The sequence below is a fragment of the Peptostreptococcus sp. genome (assembly GCF_036639115.1).
In the GTDB taxonomy this organism is placed as follows: Bacteria; Bacillota; Clostridia; order Peptostreptococcales; family Peptostreptococcaceae; genus Peptostreptococcus.
Window position 1 is genome coordinate 128,944 of record NZ_JAVWJH010000004.1, and the last position, 21,871, is coordinate 150,814.

Genomic DNA, 21,871 nt, shown 5'->3' on the forward strand with positions numbered 1-21,871 from the left:
TTATTATTTTATTTTTTAAGTCATAAATCTAATTAGCAGTATAATAAAATTTCATAAATCTAATTTTGACGGGTAGACTTGCAAAAATAAGAAAAATTAACTATAAATTCAGATGAATGTAAGGAATTAAAAACAAAAGAGAAGCGCTGCTTCTCTTTTATTTTGTTATGGATATGGTATAATTGGGTATGAATATAATTACTATATTTGTATAAACGGGCGAGTATTTTTAAAGGAGGATAAGATGTTATATTTAGGAGCACATTTATCTGTTACACATGGTTATTTAGCCATGGCAAAAGAAGCATCTGCAATGGGAGCCAATACCTTTGCGTTTTTTACCAGAAATCCAAGAGGTGGTAAGGCGAAAGATTTGGATTTAAAGGATATGGATCTATTTAATAAGTACATAAAAGAGCATAAATTTGGAAAACTAGTAGCTCATGCACCGTATACTCTTAACGCTGCTAGTGCAACTGAAAAGACAAGAGAGTTTGCATTTATTACAATGAAAGAAGATATAGAAAGACTAGAACTATTGCCTGGAAATTACTATAATTTTCATCCAGGAAGTCATGTAAAGCAGGGAAGTGAAAAAGCCGTCGAATTGATAGCAGGAGTATTAAATGAGACTTTATTTGAAGGAATGACTACAACTGTTCTTCTAGAAACTATGGCCGGAAAGGGAACAGAAGTAGGAAGAAACTTTGAGGAGATAAAAGCTATAATAGATAAAGTACATCTAAAGAGTAAAATAGGAGTTTGCTTGGATACTTGCCATATAAGTGATGGTGGATATGATGTTGCAAATAATCTTGAAGGTGTGTTAGAAGAATTTGATAGAGTGATAGGTTTAGATTACTTAAAGGCTCTTCATATTAATGACAGTAAAAATCCAATGGGTTCTAAAAAAGATAGGCATGAAAAAATAGGTGAAGGCCATTTAGGACTAGATGCATTCAAAAATATTATAAATCAACCGTATTTAAAGACACTTCCTATGATTTTGGAGACACCGAATGATTTTGAAGGATACCAGAAAGAAATCAAACTTTTAAGATCTATGGAAATTTAGCTGATAATGATATTTAATAGTATAAAAACACTCTCTTAATGTGAGTTAATAATAAAAAAATATATTATTAGATAAAAACTTGGATTTATAAAGTAGAGAGAATTAAATTATGATATATTTATAAAAAATCACAATTTAGAATTGAAAACAAATAAAAAAGACAGCAATTTTGCTGTCTTTTTTTATTATAAGTGATCTTATTTATCCTTTTGTTTTTCAAAATCTTTATACATTAATGATGGTTGGATACCTTCATTGTTCTGGTATTTTCCACTAGAGTATAAATCGTAATCGCCATGTATGTCATGGTAATAAATTTGACAAATTTCAGTGTTTGGATATATTCTTATAGGTTGTACACAGAATATTTCAAGAGTCCAATAGCCTGCAAATCCTATATCGCCAAATCCAGCTGTAACATGTATGAATAGTCCAAGTCTTCCAGTAGAAGATCTACCTTCTAACATAGGAACAAATTTTTCTGTTTTTGTAAATTCATTTGTTCTGCCAAGGTATAGCTTATTCGGTTCAAGTAAAAGGCCTTCTTCTGGAATAGTAATCTTTTTGGCAGGATTGGGAATTTTCATATCCAACTCATTGTTTTCATAGACCATTAACTCATTGCTCAGAGATAGGTTGTAGCTGTTTGGGTTTACCTTGCTTTTGTCGAATGGTTCAATAGTTATGTTGCCAGCTTCGACATTTTTTAATATTTCTTTACCAGATAAAATCATTTTTGCACCTCTATTTAATGTTATTTATAGTTTATTTTATCTCAATAATTAGGCTAAAGAAAATCTTTAACCCTTGAAATTGCTATATCTTTGTACTATTATACCACATATAAGCATCTCTATAAATAATAATAGAACAATTCACATCAAAAGTTAGATGGGATATAATTAAAATACTTTGCAAGACTATATTTTTGATGATAAACTTATATTATAAAATAAAAAAAATAGGAGGGTACTATGTTAAAAGTTGGAATGAAACATACGGAAAAAATGGTAGTTGATAGAGAAAGCACTGCAGCACATGTTGGAAGTGGCGGATTAGAAGTATTTGCAACTCCATCTATGATAGCCTTGATGGAAAGAACTTGTAAAAATTGTGTAGATGGTCAATTAGAAGCAGGAAAGGGAACAGTGGGTATTTCTATATCTACAAATCATAAGGCTGCCACTCCTTTAGGAATGGAAGTAATTTGTGAGTGCGAGCTTGTGGAAATTGATAGATCTAGACTATCTTTTGAAGTCAAGTGTTTTGATGAGATAGAGCAAATTGGAGAAGGTAAGCATGAGAGATTTATAGTTGACAATGAAAAATTTCTTGAAAATGTCAATAAAAAGATAGAGAACTCAAAAAAATAAAATTAAGTTCAGAAATAAAAGGCAAAATCTAGAAATAAAAGACGAAGTTCAGGAACAAAGATAAAATCTACAAACAAAAGGTGAAGTTCAAAAATAAAATATAAAAATCTAGAAATAAAAGAGGGGTCGCGATTAATTTCGCGATCTTTTTTATTTTTATTGCTTTGTTTTATAAAATTATTTGAAAGTAAAATGCAGAAAAAAGTTTTTATGTATTAAAATTGTTTGGTGAAGATTTATTTTAAAAGTTTTGGAAAGATTTAGAGAATATTTATCAAATAGTTATTGATAACGGTTATCATATATGGTAGAATGTAAATGATAATTATTATTTAATGCTTTGAGAAACCAAATAATAATTAATTAAAAAAATAATAGGGGGAATAAACATGAAGAAAGTTTTGAGTTTTTTTATGGCTTTAACCATCGTACTGGCGATGATTCCAGCATCATTTGCTGAACAGGGGAATGCTTTAGATGCTAGAATTGTGACGGTAGCAGATACATCATCATACTTAGTACTAGATCTTACAAGTATGAAATCAAAGCCTAACAAAGTATTTTTGGATGGAAAACTGAGTGATTTTACATCAGTAGACAATGGAGGTAAAATTATCAAAAGAGAATTCGATGGTAAACATAGTTCGTTAAAAGTTGAATTTGAAGATGGAAGTAATATCACGAAGGAAATAGGTAATATTTATAAAATTTTTCCTTATCAAACATCAAGCAAAAGTAGAGTATCACCAGATGTCGTAATTGGTCACGCAAGTATGGCGATTTGGGACTTTCATAATGCAAAAAAAGATGCTAACGGTGTAGAAATAATGTATCCTTCTAGCAGCACTTTTGATGCCGAAATTTCGAAAAAAAATGATGTGGATGTGGAGACTTCTCCCACGCCAAATAGTTCCAAAGAGAGCGTGAAAGTAATAAAGTATGGAGAAGATATAGTATTTGAATACGATCTATCAAATCAGCAAGAAAGAAATTATTATAAAAATATAAGAAGTGTTAAAAAAATTGATGACAAAAAATCATCTATAAAGCTAGACTATTCAAAGAAAATAAAAAAAGACGGACAATCAGATTTCAGTAAAGGAATTCTATTAATTAAATTCGATAAAAATAAGGCTATCCAAAAGATGGGAGAGCATAAAATTGAGATGGATCTAAAAGGATCTAGTGAAAGTCTTGTAAATAAGATAAATTATGTCAAAGATGTGGATGGTTCATCTCTATATCCAACCAATCCAGCAGAAGTAATGTTGGACAGTGACTATGAATACGGAGAAGATATAGTAATAAAATATAATTTAAATGATGAAAAAGAGAAAGATGAATTTATGAGATTAAGCTCTATTGTAAAGGTTTATGAAGATAACTTACAAGAAGTAGAACTAATGATTTCTAAAAATTCGAAAAATAATGTAGGAGAAGTAAAAATATCTTTTGCAAAATCAAATGTTTTACAAAAGAAGGGCAGTCATAAAATAAAACTGATATTTAGAGGACTTGCCCCAAAAGAAAAGATAATAAAATATAAAATGCCTGCACCAGAAGTAATTCTAACTGCTGATAATGGCGAGTACCTAACAGGCAAGAGCACACTATTTAATTTAAAAGGATTTGACTATACATTCCAACAATCTACAGGAATCGAATCAGTATACCTAAATGGCAAGGAACTGAAGAGAAATAGAGTAATAAATGATGGAGAAGATTATGGGTATGCAAAGTCTAAGGATCCTAATGTACTAGAAAATGAAAGTGGAAATCCTTGGCATGTAGTAGGAGAATCTTTCAGGATTAAAAATGATGGTGTGAAGTATCTAAAAAAAGGCATCAATAATCTGACTATAAAATATGAAGGATACCATGATAGTAGTTTTAAATTCACATTAAATGAGGGAAGAAAGAATATAAAATCTGATAAAAATACTGAAAAATACATAGAAATGCAATCTGAGAAAGAAAAATCAAATCCTAAAGATGAAAATAAACTGTTGGCAAGTAAGGATAAAATAAATTCTGACAAAGAGAATATAAAAAAAGATATATTAAAATTAACTATCAATAAGAAATCTTCAAATACAGGTCTAAAATCTGCAGCCAAGGTAAACGTTATATCGAAGGCAACAGGAGGAGGAACATCAAAACCATCGGTAGGTGGAGATTCTTCTTCAGGCGGAAGTGTTAATATGGGTTGCAAGTTAATTTTTGATTTTGATATGGTGGCAAATGCAAGTATATTAGAAAAGCTTGGATATCAAAATGATGAAGCTAGTAGTCTACTTGATGCATGGGAAGGTACTTCAAAAGAAATGGCTTTATTAAAATCAAATCCTTATAGAAAAGTGGTTTGGGATAGATATTTGACATTTGTTCAAAACAATAGAGTAAATAACTCAACTTATAAAACATTTGGAGAGTATTTTAATAGTCCTGAAATAGTTACTACAAAAAACGGATATTACCAAATGAAATATGCCCTTGGAAATGGAATAGGAAAGCCTATATATACAATGGACAATATATTTACAGAAGATGAGAGAAAAAGTAAAAGTGATCTACCAGATAAGGTGTATGAGGAATTTGATATGGTTGAATTGAGAAAGAATATCGTTATTCCTATGGCTCCATGGACAAACAACTTGAACTACATCAAGATAGATGGAAAAACTTTGCTAAAGGACAAAGATTTTATATTGGATTATTCAAACAGTAATCTAATAATCAAGGGCAATGTATTCGATAGAGTTGGAAATATGAGGGTAGAAATAGATTCAAAGAATTTTGACAAGTATGAAAGAGACATATTAGTAAAATCGAATTCAAGTACAGAAAAACCATCAAGTGATTCTACAAAAGATAATGAAGATATAGATGATAAGAACAGTTACTTTATACCAGAAGAGGCTGATTTTGATGAAGCAAAAATGCAGACTAAATTTCCTGGTATGGCAATCGATCTAGAAAGTGGAAGATTACTTAATGATGGAAGTTTTGGAGATTATTCAAACTTTGTGAGAAAAATAGAAAAGGTTGAAATTAATGGAATGAAGATAAGTCTTGGGTCTACAGGTGCTATGATAGGTGGTTATGGAGATAATTATATGTTGACATTTTTCAAGAAACCTAAAAAGGGTGATACTGTAACAATATACTCAAGAGGATTTGAAACTTACAAATACTTTGTAAAATAAATTATATGAAATATATTAGAGAATAGAAAATATTTTCTTGAAGGGAGATTTATATGAGTAGCTTTAAAAAAGTGGTAAGTATAGTGATGGCAGGGGCAATAGTTAGTGGGGGAGTTGGACAAAATAGTGTTAGTGCAGAGGATTCTAAGATTGATGTAGAGAGAATCTCTGGAGAGAATAGAGTTGAAACTTCTATTGAAATTGCCAAGAAATTAAATAGAAAGAAGGCATATTTTGTAAGTGGAGATAATCCTTGGGACGCACTTTCTGTTGGGCCAGTAGCATCCAAGGAAAGAGCATCTATAATACTTACATCTGCAAAAGACAGAGTAAGAAGTGATATAAAGCTTTTGGATATAGAGTCTGCTACAATTGTAGGTGGCAAAAATAGTGTTTCTGATGAAATCTCAAACATAATAGAAAAAACTATAAATTCAAGTAGAGTAGCTGGTAAAGATAGATATGAAAGCTCAGAATTATTGGCTCAGAAAATGAATTCAAAGGATATAGGTGTAGCAACAGGAAATTTATTTGCAGATGCTCTTTCTTCAGGAGCATTTTTGTCACAAAAGAATATGCCGCTTTTATTGCTAAACAATAAAAATGAGATTAAAGATGGATTTAACCCTATATATACATTTGGAGGAGAAAAATCTATATCAAAAACTTTTGGAAAGAGAATAGCAGGAGATAATAGATATGAAACTGCAGAAAAAATAGCAGCTGAATATAAGAATTTCGACACGATAATATTGGCATCAGGTAAAAACTTTGCAGATGCATTATCTGCTACACCCTTGTCGCATCAGTTAAACGCACCAATATTGCTCAGCGATGGAGATAGCCTTACAAAGGGAACAAAAGAAATTATAAAAAAAGCAAAAAAAGTTGTTGTGGTCGGAGGTAAATCTTCTATAAGTCAAAAACTAGTTGAAGAAATAAAAAACATTAATAAAACTAATTCTTCAGTGGACAGTTCTACAGGAGGCTCCTCATCTTCAGGATCTTCATCATCTTCAAGCTCAGAAAATGATGAATTAGAAAAAGATAATAGAATTTATGCGAAATTAGCAATTGATTTTGATAAGGATGGATTGGTGGAAGAAGAGGTAGCCATAGCACTCAAGGAAGGAGATAAACTGGAAACACTAGTAAAAGAAATGGAATCATCAACTAGTTTTCTGGAAAATATTAGTCCAAAAGGCTACAATTTAAAAGGCTGGAAGATTAGAGGAAAAGAAGAAATAAAAAGCCTTGAAGAAATAAAAGAACTAAAAGCAAGTAAGGATTTACTATCAATTGAAGATGGAGAAGAAAGAAGTATATATATAGAGGCTGTATTTGAAAAAGATTCAAAAGATGCTGAAAATCCTATAGAAAATGAAGACAAAGAAAAAAATCCAGAAGACGGTAAGGACAAAGATGGAAAAGAGGGTCAAGGCAAAGTAGTAGATGACAACACAAATGAAGAGCTAGATAAGGAGGAAAAAGATGATTCAGGTGAAACTGAATCCGAAAAAACTAGTCCAATATTAAAAGAAGAGATGATGTCAATGAATTCAATAACTATTAATAGTATGGATAAAAATACCTTGGAATGGTATAAAAAGCTATATACTGGAAATAGTGATGAAGTAAAGGTGACATCTAATCAAAGAGAAATTAATAAAGCGGATAAAAATACTTCTGAAGGCTACTATGTTCAAGATCCAGGATCATACAATTTTGGAATAAGAGTAAATGGTTTGAAGATAGGAGATAAGGTAAAACTTTCCGTTAAGGGTTGGCCAAGTGTTAATCTATATGTAACTTCAAGCTTTAATGATAGCCTATACGCTCTTAAAATAGACAAATCTATAGACAGTGGAAATACTGAAGATAGCAATAAAGAAAAAAACGATGATGAAAACAAAAATAAAAACGACGATGAAAATAAAAACAAAAACGATGACAAAGAAAGTAAGGACACTGACAAAGAAGGTATAGATATCAATAAGGAAGGTACTGACAAAACTTCAGATAAAGATAAGGATAGCACTGGAAAGGATGATTCAGGTAAGTCTACGGATAAAGAGGATAAAGAAGAAGGTGAAATTTTATTAAATACTCAAGTTGAAATAAAAAATCCACCATTTTTATCTTCTAGTTTGAGTATAAATACTTCTAATAAGAGTACTGTGGAATGGTTTAAACTTTTACATGAGCAAAAAGCAAACTTTAAGCTAAATGAAAAAGATATAAATATTAGTAAAACAGAAAATCTATACTCAAAAGAAAAGTCTTATTATATTAGAAATGTAAACGATGGTAGTTTTTCTTTTAATGGATTTGAAGATGGCGATATTATCACTATTTCAATAGTTGATAAAGCAAATAAACAAAAGTGGCCAGATGTGAATATAAAGTATTCAATAGGAGGTTTTGGAGCAACATTAAAAGTAGTTAAGTAGATAAATAAAAGTTGTAGCAATAAATAATAAGAAAAATATAGTAATTTGTATAAAGAAGTTGGATTTTATAGGTCCGACTTCTTTTTTTATAGTATTTAATAGCAGAGATATATAAATTAAGAAAATATTTTTACAATTATTTAAGTAAAAATCTATAATATGCAAGCTAAAAGATATTTATAAATAATACAAAAAATATGCAGGTTAAAAAATATGTAGCTTAAAAGATATTGATAAATGATACAAATAAAACATGCAGATAAAAAATGATGTGCAATATATAAAGTACAGATATATAAAATAATGTGGAATATAGAAAATAAATATCTATAAAAATAGGATTTATATAAAAAAATCTAATATGTTGCAATTGCAACTGAAAGAATCTGCAAAATCCTGTATAAATAGGGTATAGGATAAATAAGAAATATTTAAAGTGCTTTTTAGAAAGCTAGAATTTAAATATCCATAAAATATTTATCCGAAATTAAGAATTAAAGATACTTGAATAAGTTAAAAATTATAAAAAATAGAAATCAAAATTGATGAGTTGATAAAGTATAAAATTAAGAGTTCAGATTACTAGGGAGGTAATTAAAGATATGAATAAGTATTTTTCAGTAAATGATAAGATATATAATATAGTAGAGAAAAATCCAAAAGCCATAGATTTTTTGATATCAAATGGCTTTGAACAGTTTGAAGATAGAGGGATGTTTGAGAAAATGTCAAAAAATGTTAGTCTATCTATGGCGTTGAAGCTAAAGAAAATGAATGTTGATTTGTTTGAAGAGAGATTAGTATCATTTTTGGAAGGAGAAACAGATAGTGTAGATAAAGCTTTGGTAGGCAAAGTCAAAAAAGAAAATGCAGATGTAAATATTGAAGGAGTTCTTCCTTGCCCAATAAGAATACCGCTATTAGAAGGCTTTGAGTCTTGGCTTGAAGAAAATCAAAAGAAATTAGACTATAGTATAGATTATGAGCTAAAGTCAGCAAATATGGGACTAGACTGGATCAAGGATCAAGTAAAAACAGGGGATGTAAATCAGATACCAGATGTATTGATGTCAGCAGGCTTTGATTTGTTTTTCGACAAAGAATTAATGGGACAGTTTTTAGATAAAGATGTGTTTGAGGCTTCTACAGATGAAATAAATTCTGATTTTTGCAATGACTATATTGATTTGAGAGATCCTCATAAAAAGTATCTGATAACCGGTGTAGTTCCTGCAGTATTTTTGGTGAATAAGGATGAATTAAATGGGAGAAAAATGCCTACTAAGTGGGAAGATATACTTAGCGAAGAGTTTGAAGATTCAGTAGCAGTTCCCATGGGAGATTTGGATTTATTTAATGCTTTAGTTGTCAGCTTGTACAAAGAATATGGTATGGATGGAATATCAAAATTGGCAAGGTCATATATGAAAAATCTTCATCCAGCTCAGATGGTTAAGGCAAAAGGAAAGACAAAATCTACGAATCCAGCCGTAAGTATTATACCTTACTTCTTTACACAGATGTTAAGCGGCGAGAATCAAGTAGCAGTTTGGCCAGAAGATGGAGCAGTAATCAGCCCTATATTTATGATAGCAAAGAAAGAGAAAAAAGAAAAAATACAACCAATAATAGATTTCTTCATGTCAAAAGAAATTGGTGAGATATTTTCCGCAAATGGTAAGTTCCCTTCTACTAACAAAGAAGTAGATAATGGATTGAAAGAAGATCAAAAGTTTAAATGGGTTGGATGGGACTTTATTGAAAAAACAGATATAGGAGCACTTTTAAAAGAGTTAGAAGCTAAGTTCAATGAAGAGATAATAAAATAAATAAAAATGTGAAGTGAGTTTAATATATATTATAGAGAAGTTTTGACAGAAATGATATAGAGAAGTTTTGATAGAGATGATATGGAGAAGCTTTGATAGAGATGATATGGAGAAGCTTTGATAGAGATGATATAGAAAAGCTTTGTTGGGATAGATTGAGAGTAAAAAGGTATTTTAAAAGGAGAATTAATATGAATTTAGTAGTATTTTCAGGTCCTCCATCTTCAGGGAAGACTAGTGTAATAATGAAAACAATAGATGCTTTAAAAAGCCAGAATATAAATGTAGGTGTTGTAAAGTTTGATTGTCTGTATACTGATGACGATGTTTTGTATGAAAAGGCAGGAATTCCAGTGAGAAAGGGACTATCAGGATCGCTTTGCCCTGACCACTTCTTTGTATCAAATATAGAAGAGGTAGTACAGTGGGGAGTAGAAAAAAATCTTGATCTTTTAATTACAGAATCGGCAGGTCTTTGCAATAGATGTTCGCCATATATCAAAGAAATTAAGGGTATATGTGTAATAGATAATCTATCAGGTATCAATACTCCTAAGAAGATTGGACCTATGTTAAGGTCAGCAGATATAGTGGTAATAACAAAGGGAGATATAGTATCTCAGGCTGAAAGAGAAGTATTTGAATCAAAGGTAAACTCAGTAAATCCAACAGCGACAACAATGCACATAAATGGATTGACAGGGCAGGGTGCGTATGAATTGAGCACTCTACTATTGGATGAGAAGAAAGAGATAAACACAGTAAAAGGAATGAAGTTGAGATTTCCTATGCCATCTGCTCTTTGTTCATATTGCCTAGGTGAAACTAGAATTGGAGAACAATATCAGATGGGAAATGTTAGAAAAATGGATTTGGAGGACAAAAAAGATGGAAAATAATCTAGATAGATTGAGTATTGAAGAAATAATAAAAAAATATCCTTTTGCAGAGTCTTTCTTTGAAGAAAATAATCTAGATACAGAAGGATTTAAAGATAAAACATTTATAGAATTTTTAAAGCATTTTACAGATGAAGAAATAGAAGATATGGCTCTTGACTTAAATAAGTTAGTAATTGATTTTGATGAATATATCAAGCAGATGAAGGAATTTCTTGGAATACAGGAATCTTCAGGTGTAGAGACGCTAACAATTCTTCCTGGTCAAGATAAATCAGGTAATAAAGAAGGATTTGATGTATTAGAAATCAAAAAATCTGAAATGATTGCTATAGTTGGGCCTACTGGTTCAGGAAAGTCAAGACTTCTGGCGGATATAGAGTGGGCAGCTCAAAATGATACACCAACAAAAAGAACAGTTCTAATAAATGGTGAAAGCCCAGATAAAAAATGGAGATTTTCATCTAATAATAAATTGGTTGCTCAGCTATCACAAAATATGAATTTTGTAATGGATTTATCTGTAAAGGACTTTTTGGAGTTACATGCAAAGAGTAGAATGGTTGAAAATATTGATGAAACAGTAGATAAAATAATCAAAGAAGCAAATAAATTAGCAGGGGAACAGTTCAACATTGATACTCAGATTACAGCACTTAGTGGTGGGCAGTCTAGAGCTCTTATGATAGCTGATACAGCAATTCTTTCATCATCTCCTATAGTATTGATAGATGAGATAGAAAATGCAGGAATTGATAGAAAGAAGGCCCTTGATTTACTAGTTTCATCTGATAAGATAGTGCTGATGGCTACACATGATCCTACATTAGCTCTTATTGCAGATAGAAGAATAGTAATCAAAAATGGTGGTATATTTAATATACTAGACACTAGCGAAGACGAAAAAGATAAGCTAGAAGAGTTAGAAAAAATGGATAAAATAATACAAGAAATGAGAAGAGCTTTAAGATCAGGAGAAAAACTGTAAAATTTTTAAGTATTTTTAAAAAATATGAAATGTTGGATAGTGTTATTTAAAATAGAGAGTAAGAGAGTAAGAGAGTAAGAGAGTAAGAGAGTAAGAGAGTAAGAGAGTAAGAGAGTAAGAGTACAAGAGAGTAAAATAAGTAATAAAAGCATATAAAAGATTCTTCCTTAGAATTAAATATAGAATTTGTTCAAAAAGGGTTGTTAGATGACAACTCTTTTTTGATTTGCTTTTTAAATGAAAAGTTAAGTTTTATATTATATTTTTATGAATATATATAAATATATAGATATATCAAAGGTTAAAAGTGATAAAAACTGATTAGAAATTTATAAAATTGGGTATATTATAAAGGTTGTAAAATATTACAAAGCTAGATAGTAAAAATTGCGAGTTATTAAGAAGTTTTTTATAAGTTAGCTATAAAATATAGCTCGCAAGTATTGTAGACAAGCCATTACAATTATTGTATAATTAGATTTAGATGATAATAGTAATAGATTATTATATTAGTAAACGAAGGGAGAAAGTTTTAAAATGAATACAGTTTCTGTAAAAGTTTTGGATAATTTATACTACTTAGGAGTTAACGATAGAGAGACAAATTTATTTGAAAATATGTGGCCTCTACCAGATGGTATAGCATATAATTCTTATCTAATAACAGATGAAAAAACAGCTTTATTAGACACAGTAAAGATAACAAAGGTGGATGGTTTTGTAGATACAGTCAAAGACATTCTTGATGGAAGAGATCTGGATTATTTAGTAATACACCATATGGAGCCAGATCACTCAGGTTGTGTAAAAACAATAATGGAATTATATCCAGATGTAACAATAGTAACTAATAAAAAGGCTAGAGCAATGATGGATGATTACTTTGATATAGAGATTGATAACTATATAGAAGTAAAGAATGGCGATGTCTTGGATCTAGGAAATAGAAAACTTAACTTTGTTATGACACCAATGGTTCATTGGCCAGAATCAATGGTCAGCTATGAATCTACTGACAAGGTGTTGTTCTCTCAGGATATATTTGGTGGATATGGTTCACTAAATGGTACAATATTTGATGATGAGATGAACTTTGAATTCTTCCGTGATGATATTAGAAGATATTATTCAAATATAGTAGGAAAATATTCAAAGCAAGCGGCTAGATCTTTAGAAAAAGTAAAGGCTCTAGATATAAATATTATATGCCCAGTTCATGGAATAGTATGGAGAACAAACCCAGATCTTATAGTGGATGAATATATTAGATTGGCAAATCAAATAAATGAAGAAGGCGTAATAATAGCTTATGGTTCAATGTATGGAAATACAGAGAAGATGGCAGATTATCTTGCAAGATTCATTGCTGAAGAGGGAATAAAAAACGTAAAGGTATATGATGTATCAAAGACAAATGCATCATATATATTAAGTGATATATGGAAGTATAATGGATTGGTACTAGGAAGTTGTACATATAATAATTCAGTATATCCAATGATGAATCAGTTAATGTATACTTTAAAGATGAATAAGATTAAAAATCATGCTCTTGGTATATTTGGTTCTTATGGATGGAGCGGAGGAGCAGTTAAGGAATTGACTGAGTTTGCTTCTGAAGGTGGTACTTTTGAAGTTGCGCCAACAATTGTAGATACAAAGGGAGCTATGAAGGAAGAAGATATAGAAAACCTAAGAGCTCTTGCCAAGGAAATAGCTGAAATGGTAAAGAAAGATACTAAGTAATATTTTACTTTAAAATATATATTAATAAAAGAATAAACAGTGTCAATTTAAATTTTAAACTGACACTGTTTTTTTATGAGAACATTAAAAATGTAATTATTTCATATTTATGTTATAATAATCAGTGACAAAATTATAGAAATGAGGTCAAAGAATGGTAAGAGGATTTGAATTAGTAGAAAAAGAACATAGAAAGCATCCAGAATGCGATATAGTAATGCCACAAAGAGGAACATCAAAATCAGCAGGTTACGATTTTTGTACTCCTGTAGATATAGTAATACCAGCAAGAGGAAACTCTAAGGTTATTTTCACAGACATTAAGTCATATATGCTTCCAGATGAAGTATTATGTACTCATGTAAGAAGCTCTATAGGTATGAAAAGAGGTCTAGTGCTTGCGAATACAACTGGAATTATAGATTCAGATTATTATTCCAATCCAGACAACGATGGAAATATTGGATTTATGTTGAGAAATCTAACTGATGAAGAAGTAATAATTAAGGCTGGAGAAAGAGTAATACAAGGAATATTTTCTAAATACTTGGTAGCAGACGAAGATTGTCCAAAATCAGAAGAGAGATTGGGTGGAGTAGGATCTACAGGAAGAAAATAAATAAAAGTTATTTAAATGCCTGTTTATATATAGATTATATAAAATACATAAAAGGTCTTTAAATTTTTCGGATAAAATGGTATAATGTATAGTGTTATTCGAGAGCGAATGAAAGTCTAAAAACAAACAAAAATGACCTAGGGATTTCCCTAGGTCATTTTTGTGTTTAATTGAATATTTTCATCAAATACTATATAATAGAATAAGAACGTATGTTTATGAATAGGGGGGTTAAGATGAAAGAAAAAATATTTTTTCATGTAGATGTAAATTCAGCTTATTTGAGCTGGGAGGCAGTAAAAAGGTCTAAAGAAAATAGTATGGATGATGATCTTAGAAATATCGCATCTGCAGTAGCGGGAGATCCGAGTAAAAGAAGTGGGATAGTACTAGCAAAGAGTCAAATAGCCAAAAAGTTTGGAGTAAAAACAGGGGAGCCTATAGAAATGGCGAAAAGAAAATGTCCACAACTTTATATTGTACCCGCAAACTTTGACTTATATATTGAAAATTCTAATAAACTAATAGAGTTATTAAATCAATATTCCCCTAATGTATATCAATATTCAATAGATGAAGCCTTTATTGACATGACTGGAACGGATAGGTTATTTGGAGAAGCTAAGATATGCGCAGATAATATGAGAGAAAGAATAAAAAAAGAATTAGGCTTTACTGTAAACATAGGAATAGGAAACAATATGCTCACAGCAAAGATGGCAGGAGAGTTTAGTAAACCAGATAAAACACATACTTTGTTTGAAGATGAAATAGAGTCTAAGATGTGGCCACTAGCTGTAGAAGAATTGTTTTTTGTCGGATCAAAAACTGCTAAAAAATTAAGGAATTTGGGTTTTGTGAGTATTGGAGATATTGCTAATTCAGATATTAATTTTATGAGAAAAAGATTTAAAAAACATGGAGAAGTAATTCATAAACATGCAAATGGAGAAGAGGGCTATACATTTCTTAAAAAAGAAGTAAAAAATAAATCTATAGGAAATTCATCTACAACAGCATATGATATTGTAGATGTAAATCAGGCAAATCAGCTAATACTTTCTCTTTGTGAGACGGTTTGCGCTAGACTTAGGAAAAAGAATATGAAGGCTGGTGTAGTAAGTATTGAAATGGTGGATATGAATTTTGAAGGCTATAGCAAGCAAAGAAAACTATCAGTAGATACAAATGCGGTAAATATAATATATAAAGAAGCATGTGCTATGTTTCTTGAAATATGGAATAAAATGCCCATTAGACATATTGGAGTCAGTACGAGCAGTGTAGCAAATAAAAAAATAGAGCAAATGAATTTCTTTGATGATATAAATGATGATAAAGAAGAAAAATTATATGATGCAGTAGATGAAATAAGAGAAAAGTACGGAGAAGATTCAATAAAAAGGGCAATATTTCTTGGAAATGATATTTCTCACATGGAAGGTGGAATTTCCAAAAAGAAAAAGGATAAAAATGTTTATTTGTAAAAAAATAAAGGAAAACGTATTTAAAACAATAAAAAATACATTGTATGATTAAAAATAGGGTAATAGGTGTATATATAAAATATAAATGTGAAATTTAAAGTTACAATTAAAATATAAGAATATAAGGTAAACTAGACAAGATTATAATATCTAATATATTAGATATAAGCTGCCTAGTATATAATGAAGCCCAAAAGATATATAAAATATATAATCTTTTGTAGGATAGTTTTAAAAGGAGAAGGTAGATATATGAAAAGCAATATAGGAGTAATTGGTTTGTCCGTAATGGGGATGAATTTGGCACTCAATATGGCAGATAATGGTTATAAAGTATCTATTTTTAATAGGACGACCTCGGTTGTTGATAAAGTGATGAAAGAACATGGACATCAAAATTTTTCTGCATTTTATAATTTGGAAGATTTTATAAAGTCACTTGAAAAGCCAAGAAAAATATTTATGATGGTTAAATCAGGTGAGCCCGTAGATATGCTGATAGAACAATTAATTAATTTAGTGGATGAAGAAGATATAATTATAGATGGTGGCAATTCTTACTTTAAAGACACAATAAGAAGAGAAAGATACTTAAAAGAAAAAAATATATATTTTTTAGGTGTAGGGATATCCGGTGGAGAAGAAGGTGCAAGATTCGGACCAGCTATTATGCCAGGTGGTGATGAAAAAGCTTATTCATTTGTTTCTGAGATATTTGAAAAAATATCTGCAAAGGCTTATGGAGAGCCATGCTGTAGATATATATCAAGAGATGGTTCAGGACACTATGTAAAGATGGTACACAACGGTATAGAGTATGCTGACATGCAACTGATAAGTGAAGCATATACAATATTAAAAAAAATTGGCAGATTCTCTAATAAGGAATTAGAAGAAATATTTGATAGCTGGAATAAAAGCGAGCTGGAGAGTTATCTAATAGAAATAACAGCAAATATTTTTAAGGTAAAGGAAGGTAGAAATTATCTTTTAGATGTTATTTTGGATAAGGCTTCTCAAAAGGGTACTGGTAAATGGACGAATTTTGAAGCAATAGATTTGGGAGTAGATATATCTGTTATCACGGCAGCTTTAAATGCGAGATTTATGTCAAATTTAAAAGATGAAAGAATGAAAGCCGAAAAAATAATAATTGATAGCAGCATTGAAGAAAGTTTGAAAAATATTGATATAGATAGAAAAGAGCTTATAGAGATAGTTAAAAATAGTCTTTATATATCTAAAATTATTTCTTATGCCCAAGGTTTTAAACTATTATCAGTTGCTGAGTCAGAGTACAATTGGAACTTTGATTTTGCAGAGATAACAAAGATATTTAGGGGCGGATGTATAATAAGAGCAAAGTTTTTAAATGATATATCCGATGCATTTAAATCTTCCTCGGAAATTGACAATTTGATATTTACGGATTTTTTCTCAAGAGAAATAAATTCAAGACTGAAAGATTTAAGAACCTTGATAGGTCTGGCAGTGAAAAGTGGAGTATCTGTAAATGCAATGACTTCAGCTCTAGGTTATATAGACACATATAAGACATCTAGATCAGGGGCCAATCTTATACAGGCTCAGAGGGATTACTTTGGGGCTCATACATTTGAAAGGCTAGATAAAGAGGGTAATTTTCATTATGATTGGATAGATAAAAATGACAAATAATAATATAAATAATATAGAAGATAATAAATCAAAAAATATAACAGATGAGATAAAAGAAGCTAACCAAAAGATAGCTAATAATGCAATGGTTATATTTGGTGGAACAGGGGATTTGGCATATAGAAAGTTGTTTCCAGCTCTTTACAATTTACACTGCTTGAACACTCTTCCCGAAGATTATGAAATAATTGGAGTAGGAAGAAGAGACTATAGTCAAGAAGAGTATATAAAAATAGTTCAAGACTGGATGAAAGAATTCTCTAGATTAAAGTACACCGATGAAAAATTTGAAGAGTTTAAGTCGAAAATTAGATATTATAAGATGGATATGAGTGACAGCAATGAATATAAAGGCTTGATAGATTTTATAGATTCGGAAGGTATAGAGGATGGTTTGATATATTATTATGCAGTATCACCAGAGCTTTTTGATCCTATAACAGAAGGTCTAAAAAAGGGAAACTGTCAAAAACATAGTTGTCAATGTGAAAATACACCACTAAATGAAAGCTGTTGTATGGGAGATACTAAGGTAATTATAGAAAAACCATTTGGAGAAAATCTTCAGGCAGCAGAAAAAATATACAGTAATTTAAAGAGTTATTTTAAAACGGAAAATATCTATCATATAGATCACTATCTTGGCAAAGAAATGATAATAAATATTATGACTTTAAGGTTTGCAAATGCACTATTCAAGGCTGTTTGGAATAATGAATATATAGAAAAAGTAGAAATAAATGCCTATGAAACAGTAGGGGTAGACAGCAGGGGTGGATATTACGACAAAAGTGGAGCCTTAGCAGATATGATACAAAATCATTTATTCCAGATAATGTCTATCGTGGCAATGGAAAAACCAAAAGATAATAATACGATTTCTATAAAGGACTCACAAAATGAAGTATTTAAGCAATTAAAAGATATAGATGGAGAAAAAATAGATGAAATTTTGTTGATGGGGCAGTATAATGGATATAGAGATGAAGAAAAGGTAGATCCAAATTCTGTAACAGAAACATATGTCGCATTGAAGCTTGAAATAGAAAATGAAAGATGGAAAGGTGTTCCTTTCTACCTAAGAACTGGCAAGAAGCTAGATAAAAGAGAAAGTGAAGTAATTGTTAGTTTTAAATCTATGGAAGAAGGTGTAGCAGGCAATAATCTCTTAATTAAGATACAACCCGATGAAGGTGTAAAATTGAACTTTAATATTAAAAAACCTGGAATAGGTAATCAAGTAATAAAAGAAGTTGAGATGGATTTTTGCCAGAGCTGTATACTAGAAAATAGGGCAAATACACCAGAAGCATATGAAAGATTATTGAAATCTTGCATGGATTCAGATAAAAGTCTATTTTCACAATGGAAACAAATAGAAACAAGCTGGAAATACATTAATAAAATAGTCGATTCATATAAAAAATATTCAAACAAGTTATATTTTTATGACATTGCAACTAATGGACCAGTGGAGACATTTTAAAATAAAACATTTATTGGAGGAGGATAATTATGAGCGAAAAAACAATTTATGACATAGTAATAATAGGTGGTGGGCCAGCTGGCATGACAGCAGGTATATATGGAGGAAGAGCAGAGCTAAAAACTTTGATCCTTGAAAAAAACTTCCATGGTGGACAGATGGTGTCTACAAATGAAATAGAAAACTATCCAGCACTTCCAGACACAAACGGAGTAGAACTTTCTAATACTATGCTAGAACATGCAAAGAAATTTGGTGCGACAATAGATTATAAGGGTGTAGATTCAATAGAAGTATTGGATGATGGAGTGAAAAAAATAATTGCAGGTGGAGAAGAAATATTAGCCAAAACTATAATATTATCTATGGGTTCAACTTCTAGAAAGCTTGGCCTTCCAAATGAAGAAAAGCTAACAGGAAGAGGAGTAGGCTACTGTGCTATATGTGATGGAGGTTTCTACAGAAATAAGGTAGTAGCTGTAAATGGTGGTGGAGATACTGCTGTTGAGGATGCTATATATCTTTCTAGAATAGCATCAAAGGTATATCTTGTACATAGAAGAGATGAACTTAGAGCAAATAAGACTCTTCAAAGTAGATTATTTGAATCAGGTGTTGAAGTAGTATGGAATAGTACTATTAAAGAAATTGTTGGAGATGACAAGATAGAGGCAATCGTAACAGTGGATAAAACAGATAACTCAGAAAGAAAGATAGAGTTAGATGGTTTATTTGTTGCAATAGGCGGTATACCAACATCAGGCTTGGTAAAGGGATTAGTTGATATGGCTCCAAATGGCTATATAATTACAAATGAAGATTGTGCAACTAATGTTCCTGGAATCTATGCTGTAGGTGATATAAGACAAAAATCATTAAGACAGATAATAACAGCAGCGGCAGATGGTGCGATAGCAGTACACGCAGCAGAAAAATATTTATTATCACACTAGTTTTAAAAAGTGAAAATAAATTATAATTGATAATTAGTAGCTATTTTAATCTTTTATTAGACAAAATAGCTACTTTTTTAATGAATATTATCATAAAGCTTATTTTGAATATAGATCAAAATATAGGGATATTATTAAAGTATATTGATGGATATTTTATAAAAGATATATAATAAAATAAATGGGTATTAACATAATTATAGAGAAATATACTTATAAAAAATATAAACTTAAAATTTGATTGAAACTGTATTTATACATCAATTTTAAAATTATTAATGTGCAACAAAGAGTATTGATGATTCGCTATGCCTAGAGACGGTATACTTTTTAAGTATTACTTCTAGTAACCGTTAAATGATACTATTAAGAAATATTCATGAGACGTGAATGGTAAACTATTGAAAATAATTTCATATTATTTATATATATACATAGTGAAAACTAAATAATATATATGTAATAATTATAAACTATTAATTTTATAAAAGAGCATTTAAAAAAATATTATAAATATAAATATAAAAATAAATTGTTCATAAAATATCAATGTATTAGCTATCAAAAAAGTTTTTATAATTATTTAATTAAGGGCTTAAAAGTTCAAAATATAAAATTATAAAGTTACTAATAAAAAAATTAGTTTTTTTAGGAAAATATGGTATATTGATTTTCAAATAAGAGTATTTTTAAGAAAATAAAAGTTTTTTAAGCGTATATAAAGAAAATATAAATCTAAGAAAATATAGAAAATAGTGTTAAATTTGGCTATAGATATAATGAATTATCCTTGTTGATAAATAATGTGTCAATTTTTAGATAATAGATTAAAAGTTTTAGTGTTTATGTTAAACTAGAAGAAGTGGTTAGAAACATAGTAAATTATTTTTATTTTGAGGTGATATTATGAGAGAAAAGATTAAAGTTCCAAAAGTAAACGATTGCTGTAGTGTTAGCAAACTATATGAATGGAAGGTTGATCTAGGAGAGCGTTTTGAATCTGGTGATGTGGTATGTGTAATAGATAATTTGAGTGATAAACATAATATAGAAGCATCAAAAGGTGGAATGTTAGTGGAAAAAGTTATTTATGAGAATTCTATTGTGGAAGATTTTCAGATTATTGGAGTATTTGAAGTGGCTCCAGAAGAAGAAGGCGATGATTCAAATTCAGCAGCCGTGGAATTTGTTCACAAAATACTATCAAAAATAGGGAAAAATGACAAACAATGACAAATGAAGATGATAAAAAATTTAAGTTAAGTGATACTAATAAGATTATACTAGGGTTAGATAAATATAAAAACAAAGATACCTTCTCAGTCCAAACAACAAAAGGATTTAGAAGGTATCTTTATTTTTTGCTAGTATTTGAAGCTACAGGATAGATTCTAGAAGAATTTTTAGTCCTATAACAATAAGAATCACTCCACCAAGAACCTCTGATTTACTCTTATACTTTGCACCGAATTTAAATCCGATAAAAACTCCAACTGTAGAAAATAAAAATGTAATAACAGCAATTGATGCTACAGCCGAGAAGATATTGATATTTAAAAGGGCAAAAGAAATACCAACAGCTAGTGCATCAATGCTAGTAGCGATTGATAATAATAGCATGTTTTTTACATCTAGTTTTAGTTCACCATCTACATCACATACAACTTCTTCAACTTGCTTTACCTCTCGAGATTCCTTGATCATATGACCACCTATGATAGCCAATAAGAAAAAAGCAATCCAATTACTTACAGAAGCTATTAAGCCTGCAAATTGTGATCCTAAAAAGTAGCCAATTAGAGGCATAAGTCCTTGAAAGAATCCAAAGTAGAGACCTATTTTAATAGCATTTTTCCAATTCATTTTTCTTTGACAGAGTCCCTTACATATTGCAACTGCAAAGGCATCCATACTAAGACCTATACCGATACTTATTAAATTAAAAATAGACATGATAATCTCCCCATTAAAATAAAGTATTAAACTATAATATATAAATACATAGTATTTAATAATATCAACGAATTATACACATATTGCTTAGCATGTACACTAAATAAAGAAACTCCACCCAATGGCTTGG

At 30.0% G+C, this 21,871-nt stretch carries 17 protein-coding genes; 15 read left to right on the forward strand and 2 right to left on the reverse strand.

Translation table 11 applies throughout. From position 1 onward, the window contains the following. Positions 1–244: 244 nt before the first annotated feature. Complete coding sequence (locus tag RR561_RS06345) at positions 245–1,075, forward strand: deoxyribonuclease IV (protein ID WP_332506713.1); 831 nt, start codon at positions 245–247, stop codon at positions 1,073–1,075. A 197-nt stretch (positions 1,076–1,272) separates the two neighbouring features. Here the strand turns inward: RR561_RS06345 and dcd are convergent, their stop codons facing one another. Next, on the reverse strand, positions 1,273–1,809 hold the full coding sequence (gene dcd / locus RR561_RS06350; protein ID WP_332506714.1) for a dCTP deaminase: 537 nt from the start codon (positions 1,807–1,809) through the stop codon (positions 1,273–1,275). A 240-nt stretch (positions 1,810–2,049) separates the two neighbouring features. Between dcd and RR561_RS06355 the strand changes: the two genes are divergently transcribed. From RR561_RS06355 to RR561_RS06420, 14 genes are all read left to right on the forward strand, one after another. Next, a complete protein-coding gene (locus RR561_RS06355; RefSeq protein ID WP_332506715.1) occupies positions 2,050–2,448 on the forward strand; it encodes a thioesterase family protein in 399 nt (132 codons plus the stop codon). 389 nt (positions 2,449–2,837) lie between these two features. Then, the gene (locus tag RR561_RS06360; protein ID WP_332506716.1) at positions 2,838–5,654 is read left to right on the forward strand and encodes a hemoblobin-interacting domain-containing protein; all 2,817 of its coding nucleotides are present in this window, start codon (positions 2,838–2,840) and stop codon (positions 5,652–5,654) included. Positions 5,655–5,707: 53 nt separating this feature from the next. Next, positions 5,708–8,104, forward strand: coding sequence for a cell wall-binding repeat-containing protein (locus tag RR561_RS06365; RefSeq protein WP_332506717.1), 2,397 nt, complete (start codon positions 5,708–5,710; stop codon positions 8,102–8,104). A 602-nt stretch (positions 8,105–8,706) separates the two neighbouring features. Further along, positions 8,707–9,933: an ABC transporter substrate-binding protein gene (locus tag RR561_RS06370; RefSeq protein WP_332506718.1), complete on the forward strand. Its 1,227-nt coding sequence runs from the start codon at positions 8,707–8,709 to the stop codon at positions 9,931–9,933. Between the two features lie 191 nt (positions 9,934–10,124). After that, positions 10,125–10,832: a GTP-binding protein gene (locus tag RR561_RS06375; protein WP_334309600.1), complete on the forward strand. Its 708-nt coding sequence runs from the start codon at positions 10,125–10,127 to the stop codon at positions 10,830–10,832. Then, positions 10,822–11,820 (forward strand): ATP-binding cassette domain-containing protein, encoded by a 999-nt coding sequence (locus RR561_RS06380; RefSeq protein ID WP_332506719.1) that lies wholly within the window; start codon positions 10,822–10,824, stop codon positions 11,818–11,820. The genes RR561_RS06375 and RR561_RS06380 overlap by 11 nt, the downstream gene beginning before the upstream one ends. A 537-nt stretch (positions 11,821–12,357) precedes the next feature. After that, positions 12,358–13,566, forward strand: coding sequence for an FprA family A-type flavoprotein (locus RR561_RS06385; protein WP_332506720.1), 1,209 nt, complete (start codon positions 12,358–12,360; stop codon positions 13,564–13,566). A gap of 154 nt (positions 13,567–13,720) precedes the next feature. Then, on the forward strand, positions 13,721–14,185 hold the full coding sequence (locus RR561_RS06390) for a hypothetical protein (protein ID WP_332506721.1): 465 nt from the start codon (positions 13,721–13,723) through the stop codon (positions 14,183–14,185). Positions 14,186–14,421: 236 nt separating this feature from the next. Further along, a complete protein-coding gene (locus RR561_RS06395) occupies positions 14,422–15,672 on the forward strand; it encodes a DNA polymerase Y family protein (RefSeq protein WP_332506722.1) in 1,251 nt (416 codons plus the stop codon). Between the two features lie 252 nt (positions 15,673–15,924). Beyond that, positions 15,925–17,349, forward strand: coding sequence for an NADP-dependent phosphogluconate dehydrogenase (gndA, locus tag RR561_RS06400; protein ID WP_332506723.1), 1,425 nt, complete (start codon positions 15,925–15,927; stop codon positions 17,347–17,349). Further along, complete coding sequence (gene zwf, locus RR561_RS06405) at positions 17,339–18,835, forward strand: glucose-6-phosphate dehydrogenase (protein WP_332506724.1); 1,497 nt, start codon at positions 17,339–17,341, stop codon at positions 18,833–18,835. Before gndA ends, zwf begins: the two co-directional genes overlap by 11 nt. 29 nt (positions 18,836–18,864) lie before the next feature. Continuing rightward, positions 18,865–19,788 (forward strand): thioredoxin-disulfide reductase, encoded by a 924-nt coding sequence (trxB, locus tag RR561_RS06410; protein ID WP_332506725.1) that lies wholly within the window; start codon positions 18,865–18,867, stop codon positions 19,786–19,788. 906 nt (positions 19,789–20,694) lie between these two features. Then, positions 20,695–21,021 carry a hypothetical protein gene (locus RR561_RS06415; RefSeq protein WP_332506726.1) on the forward strand — a complete coding sequence of 109 codons (327 nt, stop codon included), beginning with the start codon at positions 20,695–20,697 and terminating at the stop codon, positions 21,019–21,021. Next, on the forward strand, positions 21,018–21,176 hold the full coding sequence (locus tag RR561_RS06420) for a hypothetical protein (protein WP_332506727.1): 159 nt from the start codon (positions 21,018–21,020) through the stop codon (positions 21,174–21,176). The genes RR561_RS06415 and RR561_RS06420 overlap by 4 nt, the downstream gene beginning before the upstream one ends. On the opposite strand, the gene RR561_RS06425 is transcribed toward RR561_RS06420, so the two are convergent. Beyond that, positions 21,166–21,741, reverse strand: a complete 576-nt coding sequence (locus RR561_RS06425; RefSeq protein WP_332506728.1) for a manganese efflux pump MntP — start codon at positions 21,739–21,741, stop codon at positions 21,166–21,168. The genes RR561_RS06420 and RR561_RS06425 overlap by 11 nt on opposite strands. Positions 21,742–21,871: the final 130 nt, after the last annotated feature.